Consider the following 19,833-nt stretch of genomic DNA (forward strand, 5'->3'; position numbering starts at 1 on the left):
GTCATAGGGTTGTTATGGCGATGAGCGCACAGGATTCGGACATTCAGGAGGCCGCCCGGCTATGGGCGATCCGTGTCCAGGAGCCGGCGTTCGATGACTGGACCGGCTTCACCGAATGGCTCGAGCGCGATCCGTCGCATCTCGCGGCCTATGAGGCTGCGCTGGACGACGAGGCCTGGGCGGTAGCGTTGTTCTCGGCGGCGCCCGCCGTCGAGCCCGACGCGCTGCCGGTACGGCGCTGGTGGCTTGCCGGCAGCGCTGCCGCCGCGGCTGCGGTCGCAGTGGTCGGGGGCTGGATGGTGCTCGACCGCGATGCGCCGGCGCAACAGATCGCGACTGCGCCAGGAGAGCATCGCACGATCGAGCTGGCCGACGGATCGCGGCTGGCGCTGAACGGTGCGACCCGAGTGACGATCGATCCCGATACGCCGCGGCAAGTGGTGCTCGAGCATGGTGAGGCGCGGTTCGACGTGCGGCACGACGCCAGCGATCCGTTCGTGGTGGTGTCGGGCGGGACGCGGCTCGTCGACGCGGGGACCGTGTTCAACGTCGTGCAGGACGGCGACGCGCTCGAAGTGGCGGTTGCCGAAGGCGCGGTGATCTACCAGCCGGGTCCGGGCGAGGTGCGGCTCGCGCCGGGCGATACGCTGACGCGGCAAGGCAAGAGTGCTAAGCCGCTGCTCGGCAAGGCGAGCCCCCAGACGGTCGGCAGCTGGGCGACGGGCGAGCTGCAATATGACAATCCCGCGCTGGATCAGGTGGCGCGCGACCTGACCCGCAGCATCGGCCGCCCGGTGCGGAGTGCCGGCGGGGCGGGACGGCTTCGCTTCACCGGAACCCTCGTGCTGCGGGGTACGCCCGAAGAGGTGCTGGCGCGGGCAGGCCCGCTGCTCGGCGTCGAGTTCATCGCAGATGGGGAAGGATGGACGATGTCCCCGGCCCATGGCCCGCCCCGCTAGCCCGCTCGCCCTCGTTTCCTTGATGGTGGCGTCTCCTGCGCTTGCGCAGGAGCGAGCGGCCGACATCGCCATCGCCGCATCGCGCCTCGATGTCGCGATCAAGCTGCTCAGCCGGCAGACCGGCGCGAGCATCGGCTTTCGCGAGCCCGGCCTCGCCAGCGCGCAGCTGCGCCCGGTGCGGGGGCGTTTCACCGCCGGGCAGGCGCTCGAGCGCATGCTGCAGGGCAATGCGCTCCGCGCCCGGCGCGTCGCTCCGGGGACCTATCTCGTCGAGCGCGTGACCAAGGCGCCGGCTGCTGCGCGCCCGCGGCCCCCGCGGCCTCGCCAGCCGGCCGCCGAACCGGCGCCGGCACCCGAAGAAATCGTCGTCACCGCGACCAAGCGCGATATTCCGCTCGGCTCCTATCCGGGCGGGGTGCAGATCGTCGACGGCGAAACTCTGAGCGCGGCCGAGAGCGCGCGCGGCACAGAGGCGATCGAGGCGCGCATCGCGAGCGTCGCCTCGACCCATCTCGGCCCGGGCCGCAACAAGCTCTTCATCCGTGGCATCGCCGATTCGAGCTTCGTCGGCCCGACCCAGTCGACCGTCGGCCAATATTGGGGAAACAGCCGGATCACCTATAGCGCGCCGGACCCCAATTTGCGGCTCTACGACGTGCGCAGCGTCGAAGTGCTCGAAGGGCCGCAGGGCACGCTTTACGGGGCCGGGTCGCTCGGTGGCGTGGTCCGCGTGGTGCCGCGCTCGCCAGATCTCGGCACCTTCGAAGGTTCGGCGTGGGGCGGGGTGCTGGCCGTCCAGCACGGCAAACCGGGCGTCGATGGCGGTGCGATCCTCAATCTTCCGCTGAAGCAGGACGTGATCGGATTCCGCGCGCTCGCCTTCGGATCGGTCGAGGGCGGTTATATCGATGATGTCGGCCGCGGGATCGACGACATCAACCGCGTACGCACCTTTGGTGGCCGCGCCGCGCTGCGCGTCGACCCTGGCGACGACTGGATCGTAGATCTCAACGCGGTGGGCCAGCGCATCGACGGCGACGACAGCCAATATGCCGAACGCAATATCGGCGAACTGGATCGCGCGAGCGCGATCGCCCAGCCGTTCCGCAACGATTATTGGCTGGTCGATCTGGTCACCCGCAGGAATTGGGGCTCGCTCGAGCTGACTTCGTCGCTCGGCTATGCGGGACAATATGTGTTCGAGCGGTTCGAGGGACCGGAACTCGCCGACACCAAGGACCTCGCGGTGGGGCCGGCGGCAGGCGCTGCCAACACCGCTTATTCGCAGGCCAACCGGATCTCGATGGTCACCGGGGAAGTGCGCCTCGCCCGGCGCGGCGTCAACGGCACCGGCTGGCTGCTCGCCGCCAGCCTGTTGCACAACCGGGCGCAGACCAATCGTCGTATGGAAGCCACTCCCTTCGACACTGCGCTCACCGGCGTCAACAATCAGGTCGACGAGGCGACGCTCTACGGCGAAGCGACGGTGGAGCCTCGCGACCGCTTCACGCTGACGCTGGGCGGCAGGCTGACTCACGCGCGGCTCTCGGGAAGCTCGGAGGACGTTGCCGATGTGGTGGCCTATCGTATCGATCCCGGCGCGCGCGCTTCGCGCTCCGAGACGCGTTTTCTGCCATCGATTGCGACGGCCTATCGCGTTGCCGACGGATTGACGCTGTTCGCTCGCTATCAGCAGGGTTTCCGCCCTGGCGGCATCGCCATTCGCCGTGAATTTGTCCAGCGCTTCGCCGGCGACCGGGTCTCGACCGTCGAGGCGGGCGGGCGCTATCGCAGCCCCGCACTCGACGTCGCGGTGAGCGTGTCGGCGACCCGCTGGACCGATATTCAGGCCGATTTGATCGACGGCTTCGGATTTCCGACCACCGCCAATGCCGGCGACGGCCGCGTCCTGTCGATCGGTATGGTCTCGCGCTGGCGTCCGATCGCCGGGCTAGAGTTCGATGCGGCGCTCTATCTCAACGGCAGCAAGGTCACCGAGCGTGCCTTCGTGACGCTGCCGGCGGAAGAATCCTTGACCGCGCAGATCGAGCGTCTGCCGAATGTCGCCGACGCCAGCGGCAGGATCGGTATGGCCTGGACCAGGTCGCTTGGCGACGATCTCGAACTCACCGCCAACGGCTATGCCCGCTATGTCGGCAAATCGACCCTCGGGATCGGCCCGATCCTCGGACGGCTGCAAGGCGATTACCTCGACACCGGCGTGGAAGTGCGGGTCGGCGAGGGCAGGCGCGGTATCAGCGTGGCGGTCACCAATCTGCTCGACGCCCGCGGCAATCGCTTCGCGCTCGGCTCGCCCTTCCTCATCCGCGACCGCGACCAGACCACCCCGCTCAGGCCGCGCAGCGTCCGGCTGGGGTTCGATCTGAGTTTTTAGCCGGCGCATTGCGCCAGTGCCTCGTGAGCAGTGACGTGCCGCGTGCGACTCCGGGAGGCTTAAGCATGATGGAGGCACCATTCGGCGTGATGGCCGTCACGCGTCGTGCACGCGGCCCTGCACTACCTTGGAGTCGGAGGCTTTAGGCCAAGTGGACAAATTTCTCCTCTGAGAGGGAGAGCGTTGACGGCGGCAGTTGGTGGGGTCGCCTCAGAAAATGTTGACGAAGCGTCTGTCTATTTTCGGCTACGAATCGCCAACCGAATTGCAGTTAAATTCGGAGCATGGGACCGACTTCGAATCCAGCGCGGGAGTGTAGATCACCAGCGCGTCTGAGCAGGACGCCGTGGAGTGGGGGTGCACAATCGCGGAGCGCTTTGTGGCTTGGCTGTTCGAGGGCGAGGGGAAAAACCATATTCCTGGATCGATGGTCAGTTTGCGCACTGGGTCGAGAGCGATCCCACCGTGCTTTCCTCAGCTAGCGAGCTACCCGCCGTCCCCGTGGACGGGATGCCAGATTTCATGCTGCCGAGAAATGCGGAATGGTACATTTGCATGAAGTATTGACGTAGCGAGAAGTGCTTGACTCGACGCTGCCTTTTGGAGGCAGGCTTGAGCCGAGGTGATCTGGCCGAAGCAGAGTGGCGCGTTCTGAATGACTTGCTGCCAATAGACCCGGAAAACCGTGGCCGAGGCAGGCCGCCGGAACAGAACCGCTCGATTATCAATGGCATCCTCTGGCGGCTTCGGTGCGGCGCTCCCTGCCGCGACGCGCCTCCCACATACGGCAGTTGGAACACATCTACCGCCGCTTCCGACGCTGGAGCGAAGCCGTCATTCCCGGTCGGTCAAACCGTCGCGTGAAGATCCAGCATGACCGGGCGCTCTACAAGCAACGCAATCGCATCGAGCGCATGTTCGGCCAGCTCCAGATCAACCGTGCAATCGCTACCCGCTACGACCAACTGACGAACAGTTTCCCTGGCATGGTGCATCTCGCGACCGCCAGATATTCGCTCAAGTTTGTCCAGGTCGCCTAGGTTCGGGTCCCCTCCCGGCCGTCAGGCCCGGTTCCCGCTCGCTGGGGCCGGGTCCTTTTTCTTCGGTGCTGCGGCGCCCGTTTGCCGCCACGATTCAAGGACGCGCGCCGCTCTGGAGCGCCGCCAGATCGTCGCGCGTGTTGATATTGCAGATGCTGGACCCGAACGAGACGGGTGCTGCTTTCGCGGCGCGCACCCAGGCCCGCATCGATCGGTCGGCTTCCTGCTCCAGACGGGAATGCAAATCGGCCACCAGCGCGCATGGCCAAAGACCGATGACGGGATGCTCGGCGACATAGGCTGACAGTCCACCCTGCGCGAGCCGAAGGAAGAGGTCGGCCGGCAAGTTCGGCACATCGCAAGGCGCGCTGAGCACCGCCTCGAAACCGGCTTCGCGGCCGTGCTCCAGCGCAGCGCATAGCCCGCCGAGCGGGCCGAGGCCTGCGGCGGGCCGATCCTCAAGCCGGGGAATATCGGGGTGTATGCGACCGCAGATCACCAGCGCGTCGCAGTCGCGTCGGAGCGCTTCCGCGACATGGTCGACCAGCTTGCGGCCGTCCAGCAACGCGTCGGCCTTGTCGCTGCCGAAACGGCGCGAGGCGCCGCCGGCGAGGATGGCGCCGAGCAGTTTCACGAGACCGGTCGCAGTAAGGAGTCGGAGCGAGCAAGTACCCGCAGTTCGAGTCTAGCCTCCTTGGCGCGGGCGATCGCCAGCGCTGTAGGTGCGGAGATGGTTGCCAGCATCGGGCAACCGGAAAGCGCTGCCTTCTCGACCAACTCGTACGAGCAGCGCGACGTGAGCAGCGCGAAGCCGTGATCCCAGCCCATGTGCTCGCGCAGCATCGCGCCGATGAGCTTGTCGAAGGCGTTGTGGCGGCCGACATCCTCGCGGACACACCGGATCGCGCCCTCCGCGGAGCAGGCCGCGGCCGCATGCACTGCGTAGGTGGCCGCGCCGAGGGGCTGGGCAGCCGCGAGCGCCTGAAGTGCGGCGAATACCGCCTGATCCTCACCCGCCCAGCGAACTTGCCGTGCAGGCAAAGGACGCAGCGCCTGCTCGAGGTTCTCGACTCCGCACAAACCGCAGGACGAATCCGCGGTGCGATGCCGGACCCGGTCGTGCAAACGCTCGGCCACCCGCGCCGACAATGTCAGGCGCAGCAGCATGCCGCGTTCCACTGCGTGCACTTCGGCGTCGAGCATATCGTCGGCACCATCGATCAACCGTTCGGTCAGCGCGAAGCCGTAGCCGAGGTCGAGCAGATCGCTCGGGGTGGCCATCAGCACGGCATAGCCCAGGCCGTTGCACTCGATCGCGACGGGGACCTCTTCGGGGATCGCGCGCGTCCCCATCTCGACCAGCCCGTCGGCGCCGATCCGTTCGAACTTCAGAGGCAGGGCGCCAGTCAAACGCGGATCCGAACCGGCACCGATTTGGCGGCGGGGACGTGGCTCTGCTCAGCATGGTGCTCGACCGGCATCAGCACATTCGCCTCGGGATAATAAGCGCCGAGGCAGCCGCGCGGGATATCATAGGGAGCGACGATCAGGCCCTCGCGCCGGGCCAGAGCAAAGGGCCTGATTTCGGGCTTGTCCGAACGCTGCTTCGCCATGACGCTTACCCTTCCGCCGCCCGCCTGAACCGGCTTCGAGGAAAATGGTTCGGCGTGCAACGACTTCAAGGAAAATCCGCGCGCCGCGGTCCGTGCCGGGTAAATAACATCGCGGGATCGGAACCGGAAAGCCGGCTTGCGGTCTGTGCCGGCAAGCAGCTTTCCGCTTCACTAGCGCTGCGTGCAGCGCCGACGGGTCGGTGTCAGAGCATGCCCATCCGCGTGGGCGTACGCGTAACCGTACCGGTAATCACTTTCGAACCATAGGCTTTGGCGATGAGCGCGGTGTCGTCCGCGTTGTTCATCACGACGCGGGTGCCGCCCGAGAGCAACGCCTCGATCGCGCTGATCGGCACCTTGCGCTTGGCGCAGGTGGCGATGACATGGTCTTTCGTCGCCTTGATATTGATCGCTCTGGACATAGGCGCACTCCGTTCAGGATCCCGGACCGTCCGCGAGGGATGGTCGATCAACAAAGTTCGGGCGGGCACTTGCGTACCCGCCCGAACCGACAGCCTTTAGGCAGCCTGGAGATTGACAGCCGAAGTCTTGCCGCGGTTGTCCGTCTCGAGTTCGTACGAGACGCGCTGGTCCTTATCGAGGGTATGCATGCCTGCACGCTCGACCGCGGAGATGTGGACAAAGGCGTCGCCGCCATTGCCGCTCTCGGGCGCGATGAAGCCATAGCCCTTGTCGGCGTTGAAGAATTTCACGGTTCCGGTGATCATAACGGGCATCCTTGTCCCATGCATGACGGGCATGCGCCAACAGCGGCGCATCCCGGCTTCGGTGAGGCTAGAAAGGGACATAGGGAGGAGCCGAGGCGGCCCGATATCCGTCGCATGCGACGTCAGCGCTCTTGATATGGGGGAACGTACTGCAAATTGCAAGGGGCATCCGTCCGGGGGCGGATTCACGCAGGGCCGGCATCGAGAAGCAAAGAAGGGCGGGGGTTGCAGGCTGGCACCACAGGCCGGGTGCACTGCCCGAACCAGGCGGCGGCAGGCTGGGATCGCCATCCGTCGTTTCTGAGGCCGCCCGACCCGGATGTTGGCGCCGAAACGGATCGGGCGATCGAGCCGGCGGCAGGTCGTGGAGTCAGCGTCGAGATGCCGGAGGTCGCAGGTCCGAAGGGCGCGGGCGTGGCTGCTCGTGCTCTCACTGCGCTCGAAGAATTGTTCCGTGGAGAAGAATCTGCGCAACGCGCTGGATCAGCCGGCCGAGCCGGCGCGCGCTCTGCGGCCGGGTTGGGGACGGGACGGTTGTGCCGCTTTGCTCGCCAGGGTGCTGCGCGCCAGCGATCGCGCCGAGGCGGTGCGGACATCGTGGTCTCCGCGATCGGCTACCGGGATGCGGCTGTTCACCTCGATCCGGCCAGCGCGCGGGAGATCACCATCCGCCTCGAAGCGGCGGGTGAAGAGGCAGCATCGTCGTGGTCGCGCGCCGCGGCTCGCGGCCGTTCAGTCCGCACATATTGAGGTTGCCCGAGATCGTGACCGACGCACGCGCCAATGCCGATGCCGTGCTCGCCGCCAACGATCTGCCCTCGAGCACCAACGGCGCGGCGAACGCCTCGCTCAGCCTGCGCGTGACGCGGCCGTCGATCAGCCGGCTCTATCTCGACGACATTCCAGTGTTCGAGTTCGTCCCTGGCGACAGTCTCGACGGCGCGACGCAAGACGGTTCGATTTTCAACCTCGCCAACACCAAGGACGTCGAGGTCTATCCATGCTTATACGGCGGTCGTTCCACCGATGGCGGAGCCGCCGATGATCCGCCAATCGACGGGCCGATGTCGTTCCTCGACGTGGCACATCTTCAAGCCGGACGAACGTCACACGGTCACGTTCACGTTCACGACCAGGAGGGCAGGTGGAACCTGCGCTCGCTTTCCGCCGACGCCGGCGGCTATCGCATCAATCCGGCAGCGCGTAGCGCGCCGTCGATGACGCGTTTGACGCTGCTCTCCATACCCAACAGGTCTGACGGGGCTTCGACGCGCTCCGGGCGGCGCGAGTTTTGGTGCGCCGGATCGATCCCGCTCGGCAGGTCGGTTTCATCCGACCGCTGCGCGAAATGGGGTGCCTGTGCCTGCCTGGCTTGTGTCTCGTCGATCAGCCCCCAGAAGCGGGCGATGTGCCGCGTGGAGGAAATCCGCGCCTCCAGCATATAGGGGCCTGCCGCTCCGCAGCTATCCGGCCCCGAGGTATTCAGCGGCGTACCGTGCCCCATGCCGGCGATGCGATATTCCTCGATCACGTCGCGGCCAGTTGCGTCGCGCCAGACGCGGCGGGGAGTGCCGTCGATGCTTTCGGTGCGGCTCGGCTGCGCGGGAACACCGTGCAGCCCGCGCCATTGCTCGACGATCAGCTCTGCATTGGGCAAGGCGACGGTTGCATCCTTGTCGCCATGCCACACCGACACTGTCGGCCATGGACCATCGTGGCTGGACGCCTTGGCGACCAACGCGCCGAGCGCCGCCGCTTCGGGACCGCCATGCCCGCGCATACGATCGAATGCCTCGGGAACGGAGGCCGCGGTTCCAAAGGGCAGTCCGGCGATGATCGCGCCGCCGGCGAAGACTTCCGGATAGGTTGCCAGCATCGTGGAGGTCATCGCCCCGCCTGCCGAGAGACCAGTGACATACACGCGCGCAGGATCGAGCCCCTGCGCCGCGATCATCGCGGCGACCATCTGCCGTATCGATAAGGCCTCGCCGGCGTCGCGGCGGGTGTCTTCGCGATTGAACCAGTTGAAGCAGAGGTTCGGATTGTTGGCGCGCGTCTGCTCCGGAAACAGCAGGGCGAAACCGTGTTCGTCCGCCAATTGCGACCAGCCCGAGCCCCGATCATAGCCTTCGGCAGTCTGGGTGCAGCCGTGAAGGACGACGACGAGCGCGGCAGCGTCCTTCAAATCGCGCGGAAGATAATATCGACCACGCAATGCGCCGGGATTGGAGCCGAAGTCGCGCAGGTCCGAGAGGCGATCGCCACCCGGCTGCGGGACCGTGCCGACCGTTCTGGCACGCAGGGCGCCGAGACGCGTGATGGTGTCGTTCAAGCTTCGCATTCGCATTCTCCGGGTCACGGCGAATGCCCTGACGAACTCGCAACAAAAGCCCGTCGGGGACTTTGCTGCACCGCACAATATCGGGTGCCTGCGGTCCAGCGGCAAGGCGGGCGTGGCGGAAATCGTTCGCAACCGATCAGGGGCAGTCGCGTGCAGGTCCCGGAGATCGGGTCTGCTCATCGGCGCAGTGCCTCCGGGCACGCGCAGCGGCCCAGATGATAGCGCCGGGAGATCCCGTCTCCCGGCGCGTATCACGTCAGAAGTGAGCGATGATTCCCGCGACCGGCTGGAAGCTGTTGAAGTCACCGAAGCTGTTCAGCTCGAGGCGGAAACGGATGCCGGAATTGCCGGTGATTCCGCCGAGACCGATTTCCTTCGGACCCACCTCTACGCCGAGCCCGGCAGTGATGTCGTGGAAGTCGCGGCTGTCGTCGCCCAGTGCGTCGAAATTGACCCACTGATACCCGGCCTTGCCGTAAATCAGGCCGCTGTCGCCGATACGGAAGCCGGCACGTCCGGCGACGCCATATTCCCAGTCGATCGCGCCCTTGAGTCCCTTGGTGGCGTTGCCTTCGACACCGACGAACACCGGGCCGAGCGGCACGTTGACGCCGGCGACGCCCTGAACGATCCCGCCATCGAAGTCGCGGCCGCCGGGGGCTGCGGGAATGCCCGCTGCCGGATGCGAATCGTCGAACTGTTCATAGCCGCCCATGATGCCGAAATAGGGTTCGATGCCGAAGCCGGGTGACCCGTCGGGTGCTTCGCCGGCCGCGACGTTCGCGTCCGAGACGCTGTCCTGCGCGAAAGCTGCAGTCGGGAGCGCCGCGGCGAAAGCCGCGACGGTGATGAGAATACGCATTTTTGGGAAAACCTCGTAACGCTGTTTCTGTACTCCCGATGTCGCCCGGATACGCTGGGCTCACGCGACATCGGTCCGTGCAGAAGAGACGAGCGACGTCTTTGTTGCACTGCAACCCAAACTTACGGAATTTGCCGATTCTGCCGTGACTTAAATGTCACTGCTCACTGACGGGCGCGCCAAGGCGCGGCAGGCCACCCTCGATCGGTTCGGGAGGAACCCGATCCACGCGGAGCGCCGGAGGGCCGTCGCGGGCACGCGCCGGAGCGCAGCACGCGCATTGTCGCGCCGCCGGGGCCTTGGTGCGCGCGGCGACGGCTCGCCTATCTCTCCGATTCATGCCTCAGCCGCGGGCACCGCGGAGCGTGTTGAGCAGCGCCATTGCCGCGATGCCGACAAAGGCGGCGCTGGTCCACGGCCGCGCCTTCGCGAAGTTCCTGGCCTTTTCGCCAAGCGGCGCATTGCCCGAAAAGTGCGTGCGGAAATCGTCGGTGAGCGCGGTCTTACGCGTGGGTGTCGGGGTGGCGATCGTCTCGGTCATGGCAATCTCCGTTATAGCGCAGGAGCGCGTCGTTCGGCTGCCTCAACGCGCATGCGCGGCGGGCGCTCCACCCAGAAGGAAAAATCGGTCCGGCGGGGTGGCCCGCAGGGCGCCAGCACCCAAATCGCGGCCTCGGCTCCAGCCAAGACGCGGACCGGCGATACTCCACCGAGGGGTCCTTATGCGTCGCGGAGGCGGGTTACTCTTAAGATTAAATAATAAAGACACGCCAAGAGAAGTTGTAGACAATTTGTAATATTATTTCGGAGATGGGGTTTCTGGAAATAAATGATCTGGACGCGAGCCGAAGGTCGTAATATCCTCTTGACCTTATCCTGCGCGAGTCGATGGAGCGGGCTTGCTTCTTGCAGCCCGGCCTGTGTTTAGTCGCGCCAAGGGACGGCTGGATACTGATACAGCATAGTCCCGTTGGTCGATTCCGCCGCTGCGGAGTTCGCCAGCTTCAGAGCCAAGGTCGCAGATTGTAACGCGTGCAGCCTGGGGAGTGGCATGGCCGAATTGGCGTTGCACCTGTTGGGCGCGAGGATAGCGCTCGGCACGGCCGGGGCGGCGATCGTGCTGCCCAGCATCGGCTGGTCGTTGATCGGATCGGTATTGGCCGCGCCGCATCGACGGATCGGGCGCAGCCAGCTGGCGGCGGCTTTGTGGCCCGACCAGGACGACGAAGGCGCGCGCCGCTGCCTCGCCACCGCGCTGTGGCGCTTGAAGCAGCGGCTCGGCACGCTGAACGCCTTGCTTCGGATCGGCAAGGAGACGATCGCCCTCGCCGAGGACGACGCGATGTGGATCGACGCGATCGCTTTCGAGCACGGCGTCGAGGCGGCGCTCGACGATCCCGCGAAACTCGACAATGCCGCCGATCGCGATGCGCTGAAACAGGCGCTCGGCCTCTATCGCGGCGATTTCCTCGAATTCAGCGCCGTCGACGCGATCGTAATCGAACGCGAACGGCTGCGTGCGCTCTATCTCGATGCCGCACTGGAACTCGCCCGCGCCTGCAAGCGGCACGGCGACTGGCGCACCGCATGCGAACTGGGCCGCGCGATCTGCACAGTCGAACCGCTGCGCGAGGATGCGCAGCGGCTGCTGATGGAGGCGATGGTCGCTTGCGGCAATCGCGCGCAGGCGGTGCAGCATTATCGCGGTTTCGAGCGACTCCTCGCCGAGGAGCTCGCGGTACGGCCGATGCGGGAGACTCGCGAACTCGCTGCCTCGATCGCGCGTGTCGCCGCCACGCCGGCGCCGGACGCGTCAACCCGGACCGACGCCCCGCACCGGCACACGCTGCTGATGGCCCGGCAGCAATTGGCGGAGAGCCTCTCGCTGCTCGATCAAGCCCTTTCCCAATAGATCCCAAGGCCGATCCGCCCACTGCCGGACCGCCGGGTCCGGCAGGATCAGTACGTGCGGCAGAATTATCTTCCGTTTGATATCAATGGGGTGTGTCGCGGTGACGCAGCGGTGATCGAGGGGTGACCGATCGGTGATCGGCCGCTGCCAAGCCCCTCTTCAAGAACGAGACGGGTTGCGACTCCGGATTGGAGGAGAGACTTGAATGAAGAGGATCGGTTCCGCGTCGACGAGCGAGCCAAGACGCTCGTCATCCGCTGCTGGTACGAGCGCGGCGACGACGATGTCGTCTGGCTGCGCGGTACCGTCCGCGATCTTTCGCGAGGTCGTTCGCTCGCCTTCGAGGGGCTCGAGTCGCTCCTTTCCAAGCTGCCTGCTCTCATCGGCGATGGCGCGCCGCCGGCGCGCTCCGAACGATCGGCCGAATGATCGCGGCGCAGCTCTCTATTTCCATGGCTTGTTGGGAGATGATCGATGACGGACTATCCCCTGCTGCGCGCCAGCCTTGCGCCGCAATATGCGCAGCTTCCCCCGGACCGCCTCAACGATCTGGTGCGCTCGATCTACGGCCCCAATGCTACGGCCGAAGACGTCGAGGGGCTGTTCGACGATATTGGCGGCGGGCTGCGACGGGCGGCGGGCGCGGTGGGGAATTTCGCGCAGAAAGCCGCACCGATGGTTGCGCGCGCTTTGCCCAACGTCGCCAGCGGTGCCGCGGGCGGGGCCGCCTTCGGGCCGTGGGGTGCGCTGGTCGGCGCCGGGGCCGGGCTGGCGAGCGGGTTGTTGTCGCAATCCGGTAACCGCACGGCGCGGGGTATCGGCGGCGCCATTCACAATGTCGGCGGCCTCGTGTCGACGGTGCGCGGCGGCGGCGCCAACGGTGCGCTCGGCTCGCTGACCTCGGTCGCGAGCGGCGCGCTCGGAAAGACGCGCGCGGGCAGGGCCGCCCTCAGCGGCATCCAGACTGCGCGGGGCGGGGCCTCGAGCGGCGGCGCGGCGAACATGCTCGCCGGGCTGCTCGCCCGCCCCGAACTCACCCAATCGCTGTTGTCCTCGCTGATGGGCGGGGCAGGTCGCCAGAATCTTTCGGTCGGCGGCCAGCAGGTTCCGGTCAGCCAGATGCTCTCCGCGCTCAGCAACATCGCCGGGCGCGCCGCGCACGAGGCTGCAGAAGCCGAAGGGTCCGCCGAAGCCACGCCCGAATATGCGAGCCTCGCGGCGGAGGCCTTTGGCATCGATCCGGAGGACGCCGAAGGGCGGACCGACGCGTTGCTCACCCTGCTCGCGCTGACTCCATCGATCTGGATGAGCCGGCAGGCGCCGCCGGTCAACGTCCAGGTCAATCCCGCCGATCCCTATTTCCCCGCCGGCGAAAGCGGCTGGAGCGAATGGGACGCCGAGGCTTCGTTCGACGAGGACTGGAGCCAGGAGGATTGGGACAGCGAAGATTGGGACAGCGAGGATTACGCCGAGAGCGACGAAGCGGTGGAGCATGCAGGTGTTTGACGCCGCCGCCAGCGCCGCCACGCTCGATCCCGCGGCGATGATGCAGGAGTTCGCCGCCGGCGACCCGCGCATGGCGGCGCTGGTGGAGATGATGCAGGCCCAACGCGCCCAGCCCTGCAACGACGTCGCGGCGCCGGACGAGCGCGACGAATTGATCGTCGAAATGAGCGCCCGGCTCGACGCCGCCGAGGCGCGGCTGACCAAGATGACGCGCATTGCCCGGCAATTGCACGAAGCGGGCCGCGCGGCGTCGCAGCGGCTGAGCAATCTGGCGGCGGCACTCGGCGCCTGCGGGCTCTGTTGGGGCGACGACCCGGCGTGCCTCGGCTGTCGCGGTCGCGGCCGGCCCGGCATGGTCCGGCCGGACCCGCAAATCCGCGCCGAACTCTTCGGGGCGCAATCGCCGGCGCGCGAAGCGGCGATGCACTCGCACTGATATGTTCAACCAGTTTGATGGCAGGAGAAACATGATGTTGGAAACCGCCTTTGAGAGCGATTTCGAAGGGCTCGTCGAGAGCGATTTCGAATTCGACACCGAGGACTATGGCGAGTCGTTCGATGAGTCCTTCGACGAAGCCGCCCGCCCCAAGTTCCGCCCCCGCCCGGGACGCGGCGGCGCCAGGCCGGGACTCAAACTGCCGCCACGCGGCAACGCGGTGCCCCGGCCCGCGCCGAGCGGCTATGCCACCAAGGCCGAGCTCACCGCGACCGCCAAACGGCTCGACGATCGCATCCACGCCACCTCGGCTGCACTCAAGGCGGTCGATACCCGCGCCCGCGCCGCGGAGCGCGAGATCGGGTCGATGGGCGCCGCGCTGCGCAAGGAAATCGCGCTGCGCAAGCGGGAGACTGCGGAGCTGAAGAAGGGCCTCGACGAGTCGCGCCAGATCGCGATGATCCTGCCTTTGATCGGCGGCGGCAATGACAAATTCTCGAAGATCTTGCCGGTCCTTCTCCACGGCGGCGGGTTCAGCGGCGCCACGACGACAACGGCTGACAGCAACGCGAGCATGATGACGACGATGATGATGGCCATAGCGCTTACGGCCTGACCGGGCTGCCGCGACCGAAAGGAATGCGATCATGTCAAATCAACAGTTGAACAGCCTCGTGCTCGGGCGCGCGGCGGGAAGTTCCTTCGGCGTGCCCGAGCAGGACCTCGGCCGGTTGAGTATCATCGCCTATACGATCGGGAACCCGTTCCTCGCGATTGCCGCGGCGCGGTCGATGGCGAATAGCGATACGAAGCCGTCCGAGGGATCCGAAGGGTCCGGCGAAGATGCGGAAGACGCTGCCGAGGCGGCGCAATCCGCCGCCGACGATGCGGAAGCGGCGAAGGACGCAGCTGAGAAAGCGGAGAAGGGGGCCGAAAGCGCGCTGCAGCTGGCCGAAACGGCGGCCCTCAACGCCAAGAATGCCGCGGACGCCGCCGCGAAGGCGGCCGCGACGGCCCAGCAGGCCGCCAGCGACGCCCAGAAAGCGGCTGCCGAGGCGCGAGAAGCGGCAAAGTTGGGCGGCCTCCCCGCGCTGGCCGTCAAGAAGTAGCGGCGGTCGGCAGGAAGGATCATGGATCCCGGTCTGCAGGAACTGATCGCGGGAGGCGGTCCAGACGAGGTGGTCGCCGTCATCGTCCGCCTGCAGCCCGGCAGCCCGCCGCCTCCCGGCCTGCGCCTCGTTGCGCAGTTCGGGGACGTCGCGACCGGACGGGCGGCGCGTGGCGCGCTGGCGACGATCCACGGTCATGCCTCCGTTGCCAGCCTCAAGGCGCCCCGCGTCTATGCCGGCGAGACGGATGTCTCTGCGCGGAATCCCTTCGCAGATCGGCCGCCGCCCGGCGAACCGGGGCTAAGCGAGGCCGATCCGGCCCCGATCGACAGCGATACGCGTCGCCCCGAGGATCTTGCCGAGACGGGCAGGGGTATCGTGGTCGCAGTGATCGACTGGGGAATCGATTTCGCCCATCCCGATTTCCGCAACGCCGACGGCAGCACGCGGCTGATCGGGCTGTGGGATCAGCGCGCGGACGGCGTGCCGGCACCCTATGGCTATGGCCGCATCCATCGCCGGGGCGAGATCGACCGGGCACTGCGCAGCGAGGATCCGTTCGCGACGCTGAGCTATCGCCCGTCCGAATCTCCGCAGCCTTCGCACGGCACGCATGTGCTGGGGATCGCCGCGGGCAACGGGCGCGCCGGCGGTCCGCAAGGCGTCGCGCCCGAGGCCGATATGATTTTCGTCCATCTCGGTCCCGGCCTCGGCGATCTCGGCAATTCGGTCGATCTGCTCGAGGCGATCCACTTCGTCGTCCGCGCCGCCGAGGGACGCCCGGTCGCGCTCAACATGAGCATCGGCCGTCATGCCGGGCCGCACGACGGCACCTTGCTGATCGAGCGCGCGATCGACTGGCTGATCGTCAATCGCCCGGGCACCGTGGTGGTGCAGAGCACCGGGAATTACTATTCGCGCAACGTCCACATGGAGGGGCGGCTGCGCGAGGGCCACAGCGAGCGACTGCCGTTCGAGCTGCCGCGCAGCGACGCCCATCCGGCTACCGTCGAGATCTGGTACAAGGGAACCGACCGGTTCGTCGCGCGGGCCTTTGGCCCCGATGGCGGCACGGCGACGGCGGAGCTTGGCGCCAATGCCGTGCTACGCGATCGGGAGGGAGCGGAGCTGGCGCGCCTCTACCATCGCGCCGCCGATCCCAATAATGGCGACAATCTGATCGCTCTGGTCCTGCGCCCGATGGCGCCGGCGGGGCGATGGGGGATCGAGATCACCGGAAGCGACGTGGCCGACGGCCGCTGGCATGCGTGGATCGAGCGCAATGCCGGCAGCCCGGCGAGCCAGGCGGTCTTCGCCCCCGGCAGTGCGTCGCCGCTGGCGACGACGGGCAGCATCTGCAATGCGATGCGGACGATCGCGGTCGGTGCCTATGACGCGCACGATCCCGATCAGCCGATAGCGCGCTTTTCGAGCACCGGGCCGACGCGCGATGGACGGCGCAAGCCGCTGCTGGTCGCACCCGGCGTGCGGATCCTGTCGGTGCGGTCGCGGCAATCGGTGCACGAGCCGCCAGGCTATGTCCGGATGAGCGGCACGAGCATGGCCGCGCCGCACGTGACCGGCGCGATCGCGCTGATGCTGGAGGCCGCGGGGCACCAGCCCGTCGCGGCGATCCGCAATGCGCTGTTCGGCGCGCTCAAGCCTGCATCGCCCGCCGGCGCCGATCAGGCCGAGCGCTGGGGCTATGGCGTTCTCGATATCGCGGCGGCCGTCGCCGCGGCACGGCGATTGCGCGCCACCCCGGAGGGATTGTGCACCCGGCACGGGCGCTCAGCGAAACACAGGAGGTGTCAGTCATGGAATATGACGAATCCGAAACGCCCGAAACCGCCAGCGTCGGTCCGGCTGTGACCGACGACGAGCGCCGCTGGACCAAGGGCCGCCGGCACAGCCTGCCGACGCCCGAGCAGCGGGTATTGTCGCAATTCAGCGAAGCCGAACTGCGCGAGATGCTCGACTTGCCGCCGCAGCCGCCGATCTCGGTGGCACAGCGCGAGAGCGAGACCGATGTCTCCACCGCCGAGCCGGCTGCGCCTGCCGATCCCGCGCCCGCGGCCGATCCGCCGCCCGATTTCGGTGGCGCGTACGATCCGACGCCGGGTTTCGAGCCGGCCGGCGAGCCGCCGGCCGCACCTTCTACGGCCGCACCCCCGACTCCCCCGGCCGCTGTCTCGCCGGCGCCCCCGGCGGATCCCAAGTCGCTGGTCAACGTGGCGGTCAATCCGCAGACGCCGTCCACCCAGATCGTAGGCTTTCCGGGCACGCGCCTCGTTGCGCCGCTGCTTGCCGGTGACATCATCCTGCGCGGGAAGCATCGTCGGCGCGCGAAGATGGTGACGCGCCCCGGCACGCACCGCGCCAACACGGTCAAGCGGCGCGGCGGACGACCTCGCGAGGGCGGCTTCTATGCCGAGGTGATCGGCGAGGACGGCTATGAGCGGATCGCCGGTCCCGACGGGCTGTTGCTCGACGACGTGCTGATCGTGCGCTCGCGCTCCGAATCGGATTTCGGCGAAAGCGATCCGCCGATCGTGCCCCGGCCGACCGTCCGCCAAGGATCGCGCGGTCCCGCGGTCACCGAGGCGCAGACGCGGCTCAACACCGTGCATGCCACACGGGTCACGGGCGGCGAGAGAGGCCTCGATCGCTGTCCGCTCACCGTCGATGGCGTGTTCGGCGCCAATACCCGCGCCGCCACCGTCGCCTTTCAGCGGACGGCGTTTCCGAACCAGCCCGGCGAGTGGGACGGCGTGATCGGGCCGCGCACCTGGACCGCTTTGATCGCGGCGAGCGGCAGCGGCGGCCGCCAGACTCCGCTGCCCACCCGCTGCCCGGGCCTGCCGCTCGAGCAGCAGATCGACAATTTCGATTTCGGCTCGGCCGACATCCTGCCGCGCCACCAGCCGCAGATCATCGGCATCGCGCGCTGCATCATGGAGAGCCAGAGCAGCGCGACGCCGGTGCGCCATCTCCGGCTGATCGGGCATACCGATTCGGTCGGCTCGCCCGCCGACAACGTCGCGCTTGGCCTGCGCCGTGCGGAAGCGGTCCGGCGCGAAGTCCTGTCCGCGATCGCGCGGATGACCGGCCGGCCGGCACCGGCGACGCTGGTGATCGACGTCGACAGCCGCGGCGAGACCGAGCCGCAGGCGAGCGACGCGCAGAGCCGGCGCGTCCAGGTGTTCAGCGATTTCGTCTTTCCCGCCGTCGTGCCGCCCCGGCCGCGCCCGCGTCCGGCAGCCGCCGCGACGATCGAGTTCGTCCTCGACGACGACGGCGATCATCGCGTCGATGGGTCGGCGCCGGTCGCTACGGCGCTGATGTTCGGCCTCTGGGACAATGCCTATGGCCCCGGCCGCGCGGTGCGCAACGATCCCGCAGAAGCGAACAACTTCGTCGGCAGCGACCGCCGCCGCTTCTATCTCCGTGTCACCGATCGCGGCGCGACCGGATCGACGGTCACGGCGCGCTGGCGCACCTTGACCGCCGGCGGCGCCGACGACGACGCACCCGCCTCGCAGAATGTGACGCTCACCGAGACCGCGGCGGGTTCGAAGATCTTCGTCTCGCGCGCATTGATGCTGGTCTCCGACGATACCGACGCCAACCAGCCGACCGATTCAGGTCTCACCGCCGGTCCGGACACCGGCGTGCGCAACCGCGGCCAGAGCAACCACCGGCTGCGCCGCGCCGCGCTCGATGGCTCGGTGCGCGCCGACTATACCGCGGCGGCGGGCGGCGCGGTGTCGGTGACGCTGCCCGTGTTCCGGCGCAATCCCGAGAGCCGGCGGCGCGTGACGCTGCGCGTCGTGCACCTTGGCCTCACGATGACGCCGGCGCGGCGCACGCTGATCGACCAGCAGTTCCTCCACGCCAATCGTCGCTGGGCACAGACCGGTCTCCGGATCGACAAGGGTCCGACGAGCGACCTTGCCTTGCCCGCGGGCGCGACCAACGCCAACGGGGACTATACCGGCGACCTCGATACGCCGGCGGAGCGGCTGGTGCTCGACCTGCTCGTCCCCAACACGCCCGACGACACGATCACCGTGTGCTTCTGCACCATCCCGCGCGACGCCAGCGGCGATCCCACGTTCAATGCCTATGCCGGGATCAACCAGACCCAGGGAGCGGTAAGGCTGCTCGGCAACCGCTTCTTCATCTTCCAGCATGTCGATCTCAACGCCGATTTCGAGACGCTGGCGCACGAGCTGCACCATGTGCTGTTCAACCGCGAAGACAGTCCGCAGGACCTGCGATTCTTCACCTTCAACACCTTCGCGCCGGGCGGGGCACTGCCCAACGTCAGCACCTATCGGCGGATCCAGACGCTGTTCACGGCCGATCCCGACAACGACCCGAACAACGAGAACACCTTCAACTGGATGCGCCGGCGCCGCACCGGGCGGCTGCCAATGGTGCGCGATCCGGTCGCGATCAATCCCGCCAGCGCGACCACGGGCAACACTTCGGTAGGGACATTCTGACATGACCGACACCGCATCCCTCACCCCGCAGCAGCGCGTGCTGATGTTCGTCGGCGGCAATTTCAGCCGCGCCGCACTCGGCCCGCGCTACCAGCAGATCCTCGACGCGATCGACGCCGATCCGCGCGCGCATCTCGCCGCGTTCGACCAGTTGTTCCTCGCGCGCCCGGCGAGCCGGATCGATCTCACCGATCGGCATCTCGACAGCTTCGTGGCGCGGATGAACCGGCATCTGCCCCAGGAGGCGCGCAAAGTCGCGCGGCGGCTGCTGGCGCGCATGGCGTCGCTGGCGCGCGCGCAGGCGCGCGAGATGAGCGAGGCCGCCGACGAAAGCTCGACGGTCGAGATCGATCGGCAGCAACGCGAGCTCGTCGCCCGGCGCGAAGTGCTGGCACAGGTCGCCCACGGGGCGTGAGGAGGATGC

21 protein-coding genes are annotated in these 19,833 nt (G+C 67.5%); 13 read left to right on the forward strand and 8 right to left on the reverse strand.

What is annotated here, in order from left to right:
- The first annotated feature begins 20 nt into the window (after positions 1-20).
- From CVN68_RS01855 to CVN68_RS24380, 4 genes are all read left to right on the forward strand, one after another.
- Complete coding sequence (locus CVN68_RS01855; RefSeq protein WP_233503524.1) at positions 21-959, forward strand: FecR family protein; 939 nt, start codon at positions 21-23, stop codon at positions 957-959.
- Entirely contained in the window at positions 943-3,354 is a 2,412-nt protein-coding gene (locus CVN68_RS01860) for a TonB-dependent receptor domain-containing protein (RefSeq protein WP_233503525.1), read from the forward strand. Before CVN68_RS01855 ends, CVN68_RS01860 begins: the two co-directional genes overlap by 17 nt.
- 660 nt (positions 3,355-4,014) lie before the next feature.
- On the forward strand, positions 4,015-4,218 hold the full coding sequence (locus CVN68_RS24375) for a transposase (protein ID WP_407695543.1): 204 nt from the start codon (positions 4,015-4,017) through the stop codon (positions 4,216-4,218).
- Complete coding sequence (locus CVN68_RS24380; protein ID WP_407695527.1) at positions 4,215-4,394, forward strand: transposase; 180 nt, start codon at positions 4,215-4,217, stop codon at positions 4,392-4,394. Before CVN68_RS24375 ends, CVN68_RS24380 begins: the two co-directional genes overlap by 4 nt.
- Before the next feature lie 94 nt (positions 4,395-4,488).
- On the opposite strand, the gene mobA is transcribed toward CVN68_RS24380, so the two are convergent.
- From mobA to CVN68_RS01905, 8 genes are all read right to left on the reverse strand, one after another.
- Positions 4,489-5,028 carry a molybdenum cofactor guanylyltransferase gene (gene mobA / locus CVN68_RS01870; RefSeq protein ID WP_100280695.1) on the reverse strand — a complete coding sequence of 180 codons (540 nt, stop codon included), beginning with the start codon at positions 5,026-5,028 and terminating at the stop codon, positions 4,489-4,491.
- Positions 5,025-5,747: a formate dehydrogenase accessory sulfurtransferase FdhD gene (gene fdhD, locus CVN68_RS01875; protein WP_100284160.1), complete on the reverse strand. Its 723-nt coding sequence runs from the start codon at positions 5,745-5,747 to the stop codon at positions 5,025-5,027. The genes mobA and fdhD overlap by 4 nt, the downstream gene beginning before the upstream one ends.
- Before the next feature lie 53 nt (positions 5,748-5,800).
- Entirely contained in the window at positions 5,801-6,007 is a 207-nt protein-coding gene (locus tag CVN68_RS01880) for a hypothetical protein (protein WP_100280696.1), read from the reverse strand.
- A 203-nt stretch (positions 6,008-6,210) separates the two neighbouring features.
- Positions 6,211-6,429 carry a hypothetical protein gene (locus tag CVN68_RS01885; protein WP_100280697.1) on the reverse strand — a complete coding sequence of 73 codons (219 nt, stop codon included), beginning with the start codon at positions 6,427-6,429 and terminating at the stop codon, positions 6,211-6,213.
- 96 nt (positions 6,430-6,525) lie between these two features.
- A complete protein-coding gene (locus tag CVN68_RS01890) occupies positions 6,526-6,735 on the reverse strand; it encodes a cold-shock protein (protein WP_100280698.1) in 210 nt (69 codons plus the stop codon).
- A 1,180-nt stretch (positions 6,736-7,915) separates the two neighbouring features.
- On the reverse strand, positions 7,916-9,076 hold the full coding sequence (locus tag CVN68_RS01895) for an extracellular catalytic domain type 1 short-chain-length polyhydroxyalkanoate depolymerase (protein WP_100280699.1): 1,161 nt from the start codon (positions 9,074-9,076) through the stop codon (positions 7,916-7,918).
- 256 nt (positions 9,077-9,332) lie between these two features.
- Positions 9,333-9,938, reverse strand: a complete 606-nt coding sequence (locus tag CVN68_RS01900) for an outer membrane protein (RefSeq protein WP_100280700.1) — start codon at positions 9,936-9,938, stop codon at positions 9,333-9,335.
- 343 nt (positions 9,939-10,281) lie between these two features.
- Entirely contained in the window at positions 10,282-10,479 is a 198-nt protein-coding gene (locus CVN68_RS01905) for a hypothetical protein (RefSeq protein WP_100280701.1), read from the reverse strand.
- A gap of 510 nt (positions 10,480-10,989) precedes the next feature.
- Here CVN68_RS01905 and CVN68_RS01910 point away from each other — a divergent pair.
- The 9 genes from CVN68_RS01910 to CVN68_RS01955 all read left to right on the forward strand — a co-directional run bounded on the left by CVN68_RS01910 (position 10,990) and on the right by CVN68_RS01955 (position 19,824).
- Positions 10,990-11,850 carry an AfsR/SARP family transcriptional regulator gene (locus CVN68_RS01910; RefSeq protein ID WP_100280702.1) on the forward strand — a complete coding sequence of 287 codons (861 nt, stop codon included), beginning with the start codon at positions 10,990-10,992 and terminating at the stop codon, positions 11,848-11,850.
- Between the two features lie 201 nt (positions 11,851-12,051).
- On the forward strand, positions 12,052-12,279 hold the full coding sequence (locus CVN68_RS01915; protein ID WP_100280703.1) for a hypothetical protein: 228 nt from the start codon (positions 12,052-12,054) through the stop codon (positions 12,277-12,279).
- Between the two features lie 45 nt (positions 12,280-12,324).
- Positions 12,325-13,356, forward strand: a complete 1,032-nt coding sequence (locus tag CVN68_RS01920) for a hypothetical protein (RefSeq protein WP_100280704.1) — start codon at positions 12,325-12,327, stop codon at positions 13,354-13,356.
- Entirely contained in the window at positions 13,349-13,792 is a 444-nt protein-coding gene (locus tag CVN68_RS01925; protein WP_233503526.1) for a hypothetical protein, read from the forward strand. The genes CVN68_RS01920 and CVN68_RS01925 overlap by 8 nt, the downstream gene beginning before the upstream one ends.
- A 34-nt stretch (positions 13,793-13,826) precedes the next feature.
- On the forward strand, positions 13,827-14,408 hold the full coding sequence (locus tag CVN68_RS01930; protein ID WP_233503527.1) for a hypothetical protein: 582 nt from the start codon (positions 13,827-13,829) through the stop codon (positions 14,406-14,408).
- Between the two features lie 46 nt (positions 14,409-14,454).
- On the forward strand, positions 14,455-14,901 hold the full coding sequence (locus CVN68_RS01935) for a hypothetical protein (protein ID WP_100280707.1): 447 nt from the start codon (positions 14,455-14,457) through the stop codon (positions 14,899-14,901).
- A 21-nt stretch (positions 14,902-14,922) separates the two neighbouring features.
- Positions 14,923-16,773, forward strand: coding sequence for a S8 family peptidase (locus CVN68_RS01940; protein ID WP_100280708.1), 1,851 nt, complete (start codon positions 14,923-14,925; stop codon positions 16,771-16,773).
- A complete protein-coding gene (locus tag CVN68_RS01950) occupies positions 16,719-19,409 on the forward strand; it encodes an OmpA family protein (RefSeq protein ID WP_158298659.1) in 2,691 nt (896 codons plus the stop codon). Before CVN68_RS01940 ends, CVN68_RS01950 begins: the two co-directional genes overlap by 55 nt.
- 1 nt (position 19,410) lies before the next feature.
- Complete coding sequence (locus CVN68_RS01955) at positions 19,411-19,824, forward strand: hypothetical protein (protein ID WP_100280711.1); 414 nt, start codon at positions 19,411-19,413, stop codon at positions 19,822-19,824.
- Positions 19,825-19,833: the final 9 nt, after the last annotated feature.

The organism is Sphingomonas psychrotolerans, assembly GCF_002796605.1.
In the GTDB taxonomy this organism is placed as follows: Bacteria; Pseudomonadota; Alphaproteobacteria; order Sphingomonadales; family Sphingomonadaceae; genus Sphingomonas; species Sphingomonas psychrotolerans.

Bases quoted from the DNA above. Each gene is read 5' to 3' on its own strand.
- CVN68_RS01855 (WP_233503524.1), top strand. From the start codon at position 21: ATGAGCGCACAGGATTCGGACATTCAGGAGGCCGCCCGGCTATGGGCG.
- CVN68_RS01860 (WP_233503525.1), top strand. From the start codon at position 943: ATGGCCCGCCCCGCTAGCCCGCTCGCCCTCGTTTCCTTGATGGTGGCG.
- fdhD (WP_100284160.1), bottom strand. From the start codon at position 5,747: ATGGGGACGCGCGCGATCCCCGAAGAGGTCCCCGTCGCGATCGAGTGC.
- CVN68_RS01880 (WP_100280696.1), bottom strand. From the start codon at position 6,007: ATGGCGAAGCAGCGTTCGGACAAGCCCGAAATCAGGCCCTTTGCTCTG.
- CVN68_RS01885 (WP_100280697.1), bottom strand. From the start codon at position 6,429: ATGTCCAGAGCGATCAATATCAAGGCGACGAAAGACCATGTCATCGCC.
- CVN68_RS01890 (WP_100280698.1), bottom strand. From the start codon at position 6,735: ATGATCACCGGAACCGTGAAATTCTTCAACGCCGACAAGGGCTATGGC.
- CVN68_RS01895 (WP_100280699.1), bottom strand. From the start codon at position 9,076: ATGCGAAGCTTGAACGACACCATCACGCGTCTCGGCGCCCTGCGTGCC.
- CVN68_RS01900 (WP_100280700.1), bottom strand. From the start codon at position 9,938: ATGCGTATTCTCATCACCGTCGCGGCTTTCGCCGCGGCGCTCCCGACT.
- CVN68_RS01905 (WP_100280701.1), bottom strand. From the start codon at position 10,479: ATGACCGAGACGATCGCCACCCCGACACCCACGCGTAAGACCGCGCTC.
- CVN68_RS01910 (WP_100280702.1), top strand. From the start codon at position 10,990: ATGGCCGAATTGGCGTTGCACCTGTTGGGCGCGAGGATAGCGCTCGGC.
- CVN68_RS01920 (WP_100280704.1), top strand. From the start codon at position 12,325: ATGACGGACTATCCCCTGCTGCGCGCCAGCCTTGCGCCGCAATATGCG.
- CVN68_RS01930 (WP_233503527.1), top strand. From the start codon at position 13,827: ATGTTGGAAACCGCCTTTGAGAGCGATTTCGAAGGGCTCGTCGAGAGC.
- CVN68_RS01940 (WP_100280708.1), top strand. From the start codon at position 14,923: ATGGATCCCGGTCTGCAGGAACTGATCGCGGGAGGCGGTCCAGACGAG.
- CVN68_RS01950 (WP_158298659.1), top strand. From the start codon at position 16,719: ATGGAATATGACGAATCCGAAACGCCCGAAACCGCCAGCGTCGGTCCG.
- CVN68_RS01955 (WP_100280711.1), top strand. From the start codon at position 19,411: ATGACCGACACCGCATCCCTCACCCCGCAGCAGCGCGTGCTGATGTTC.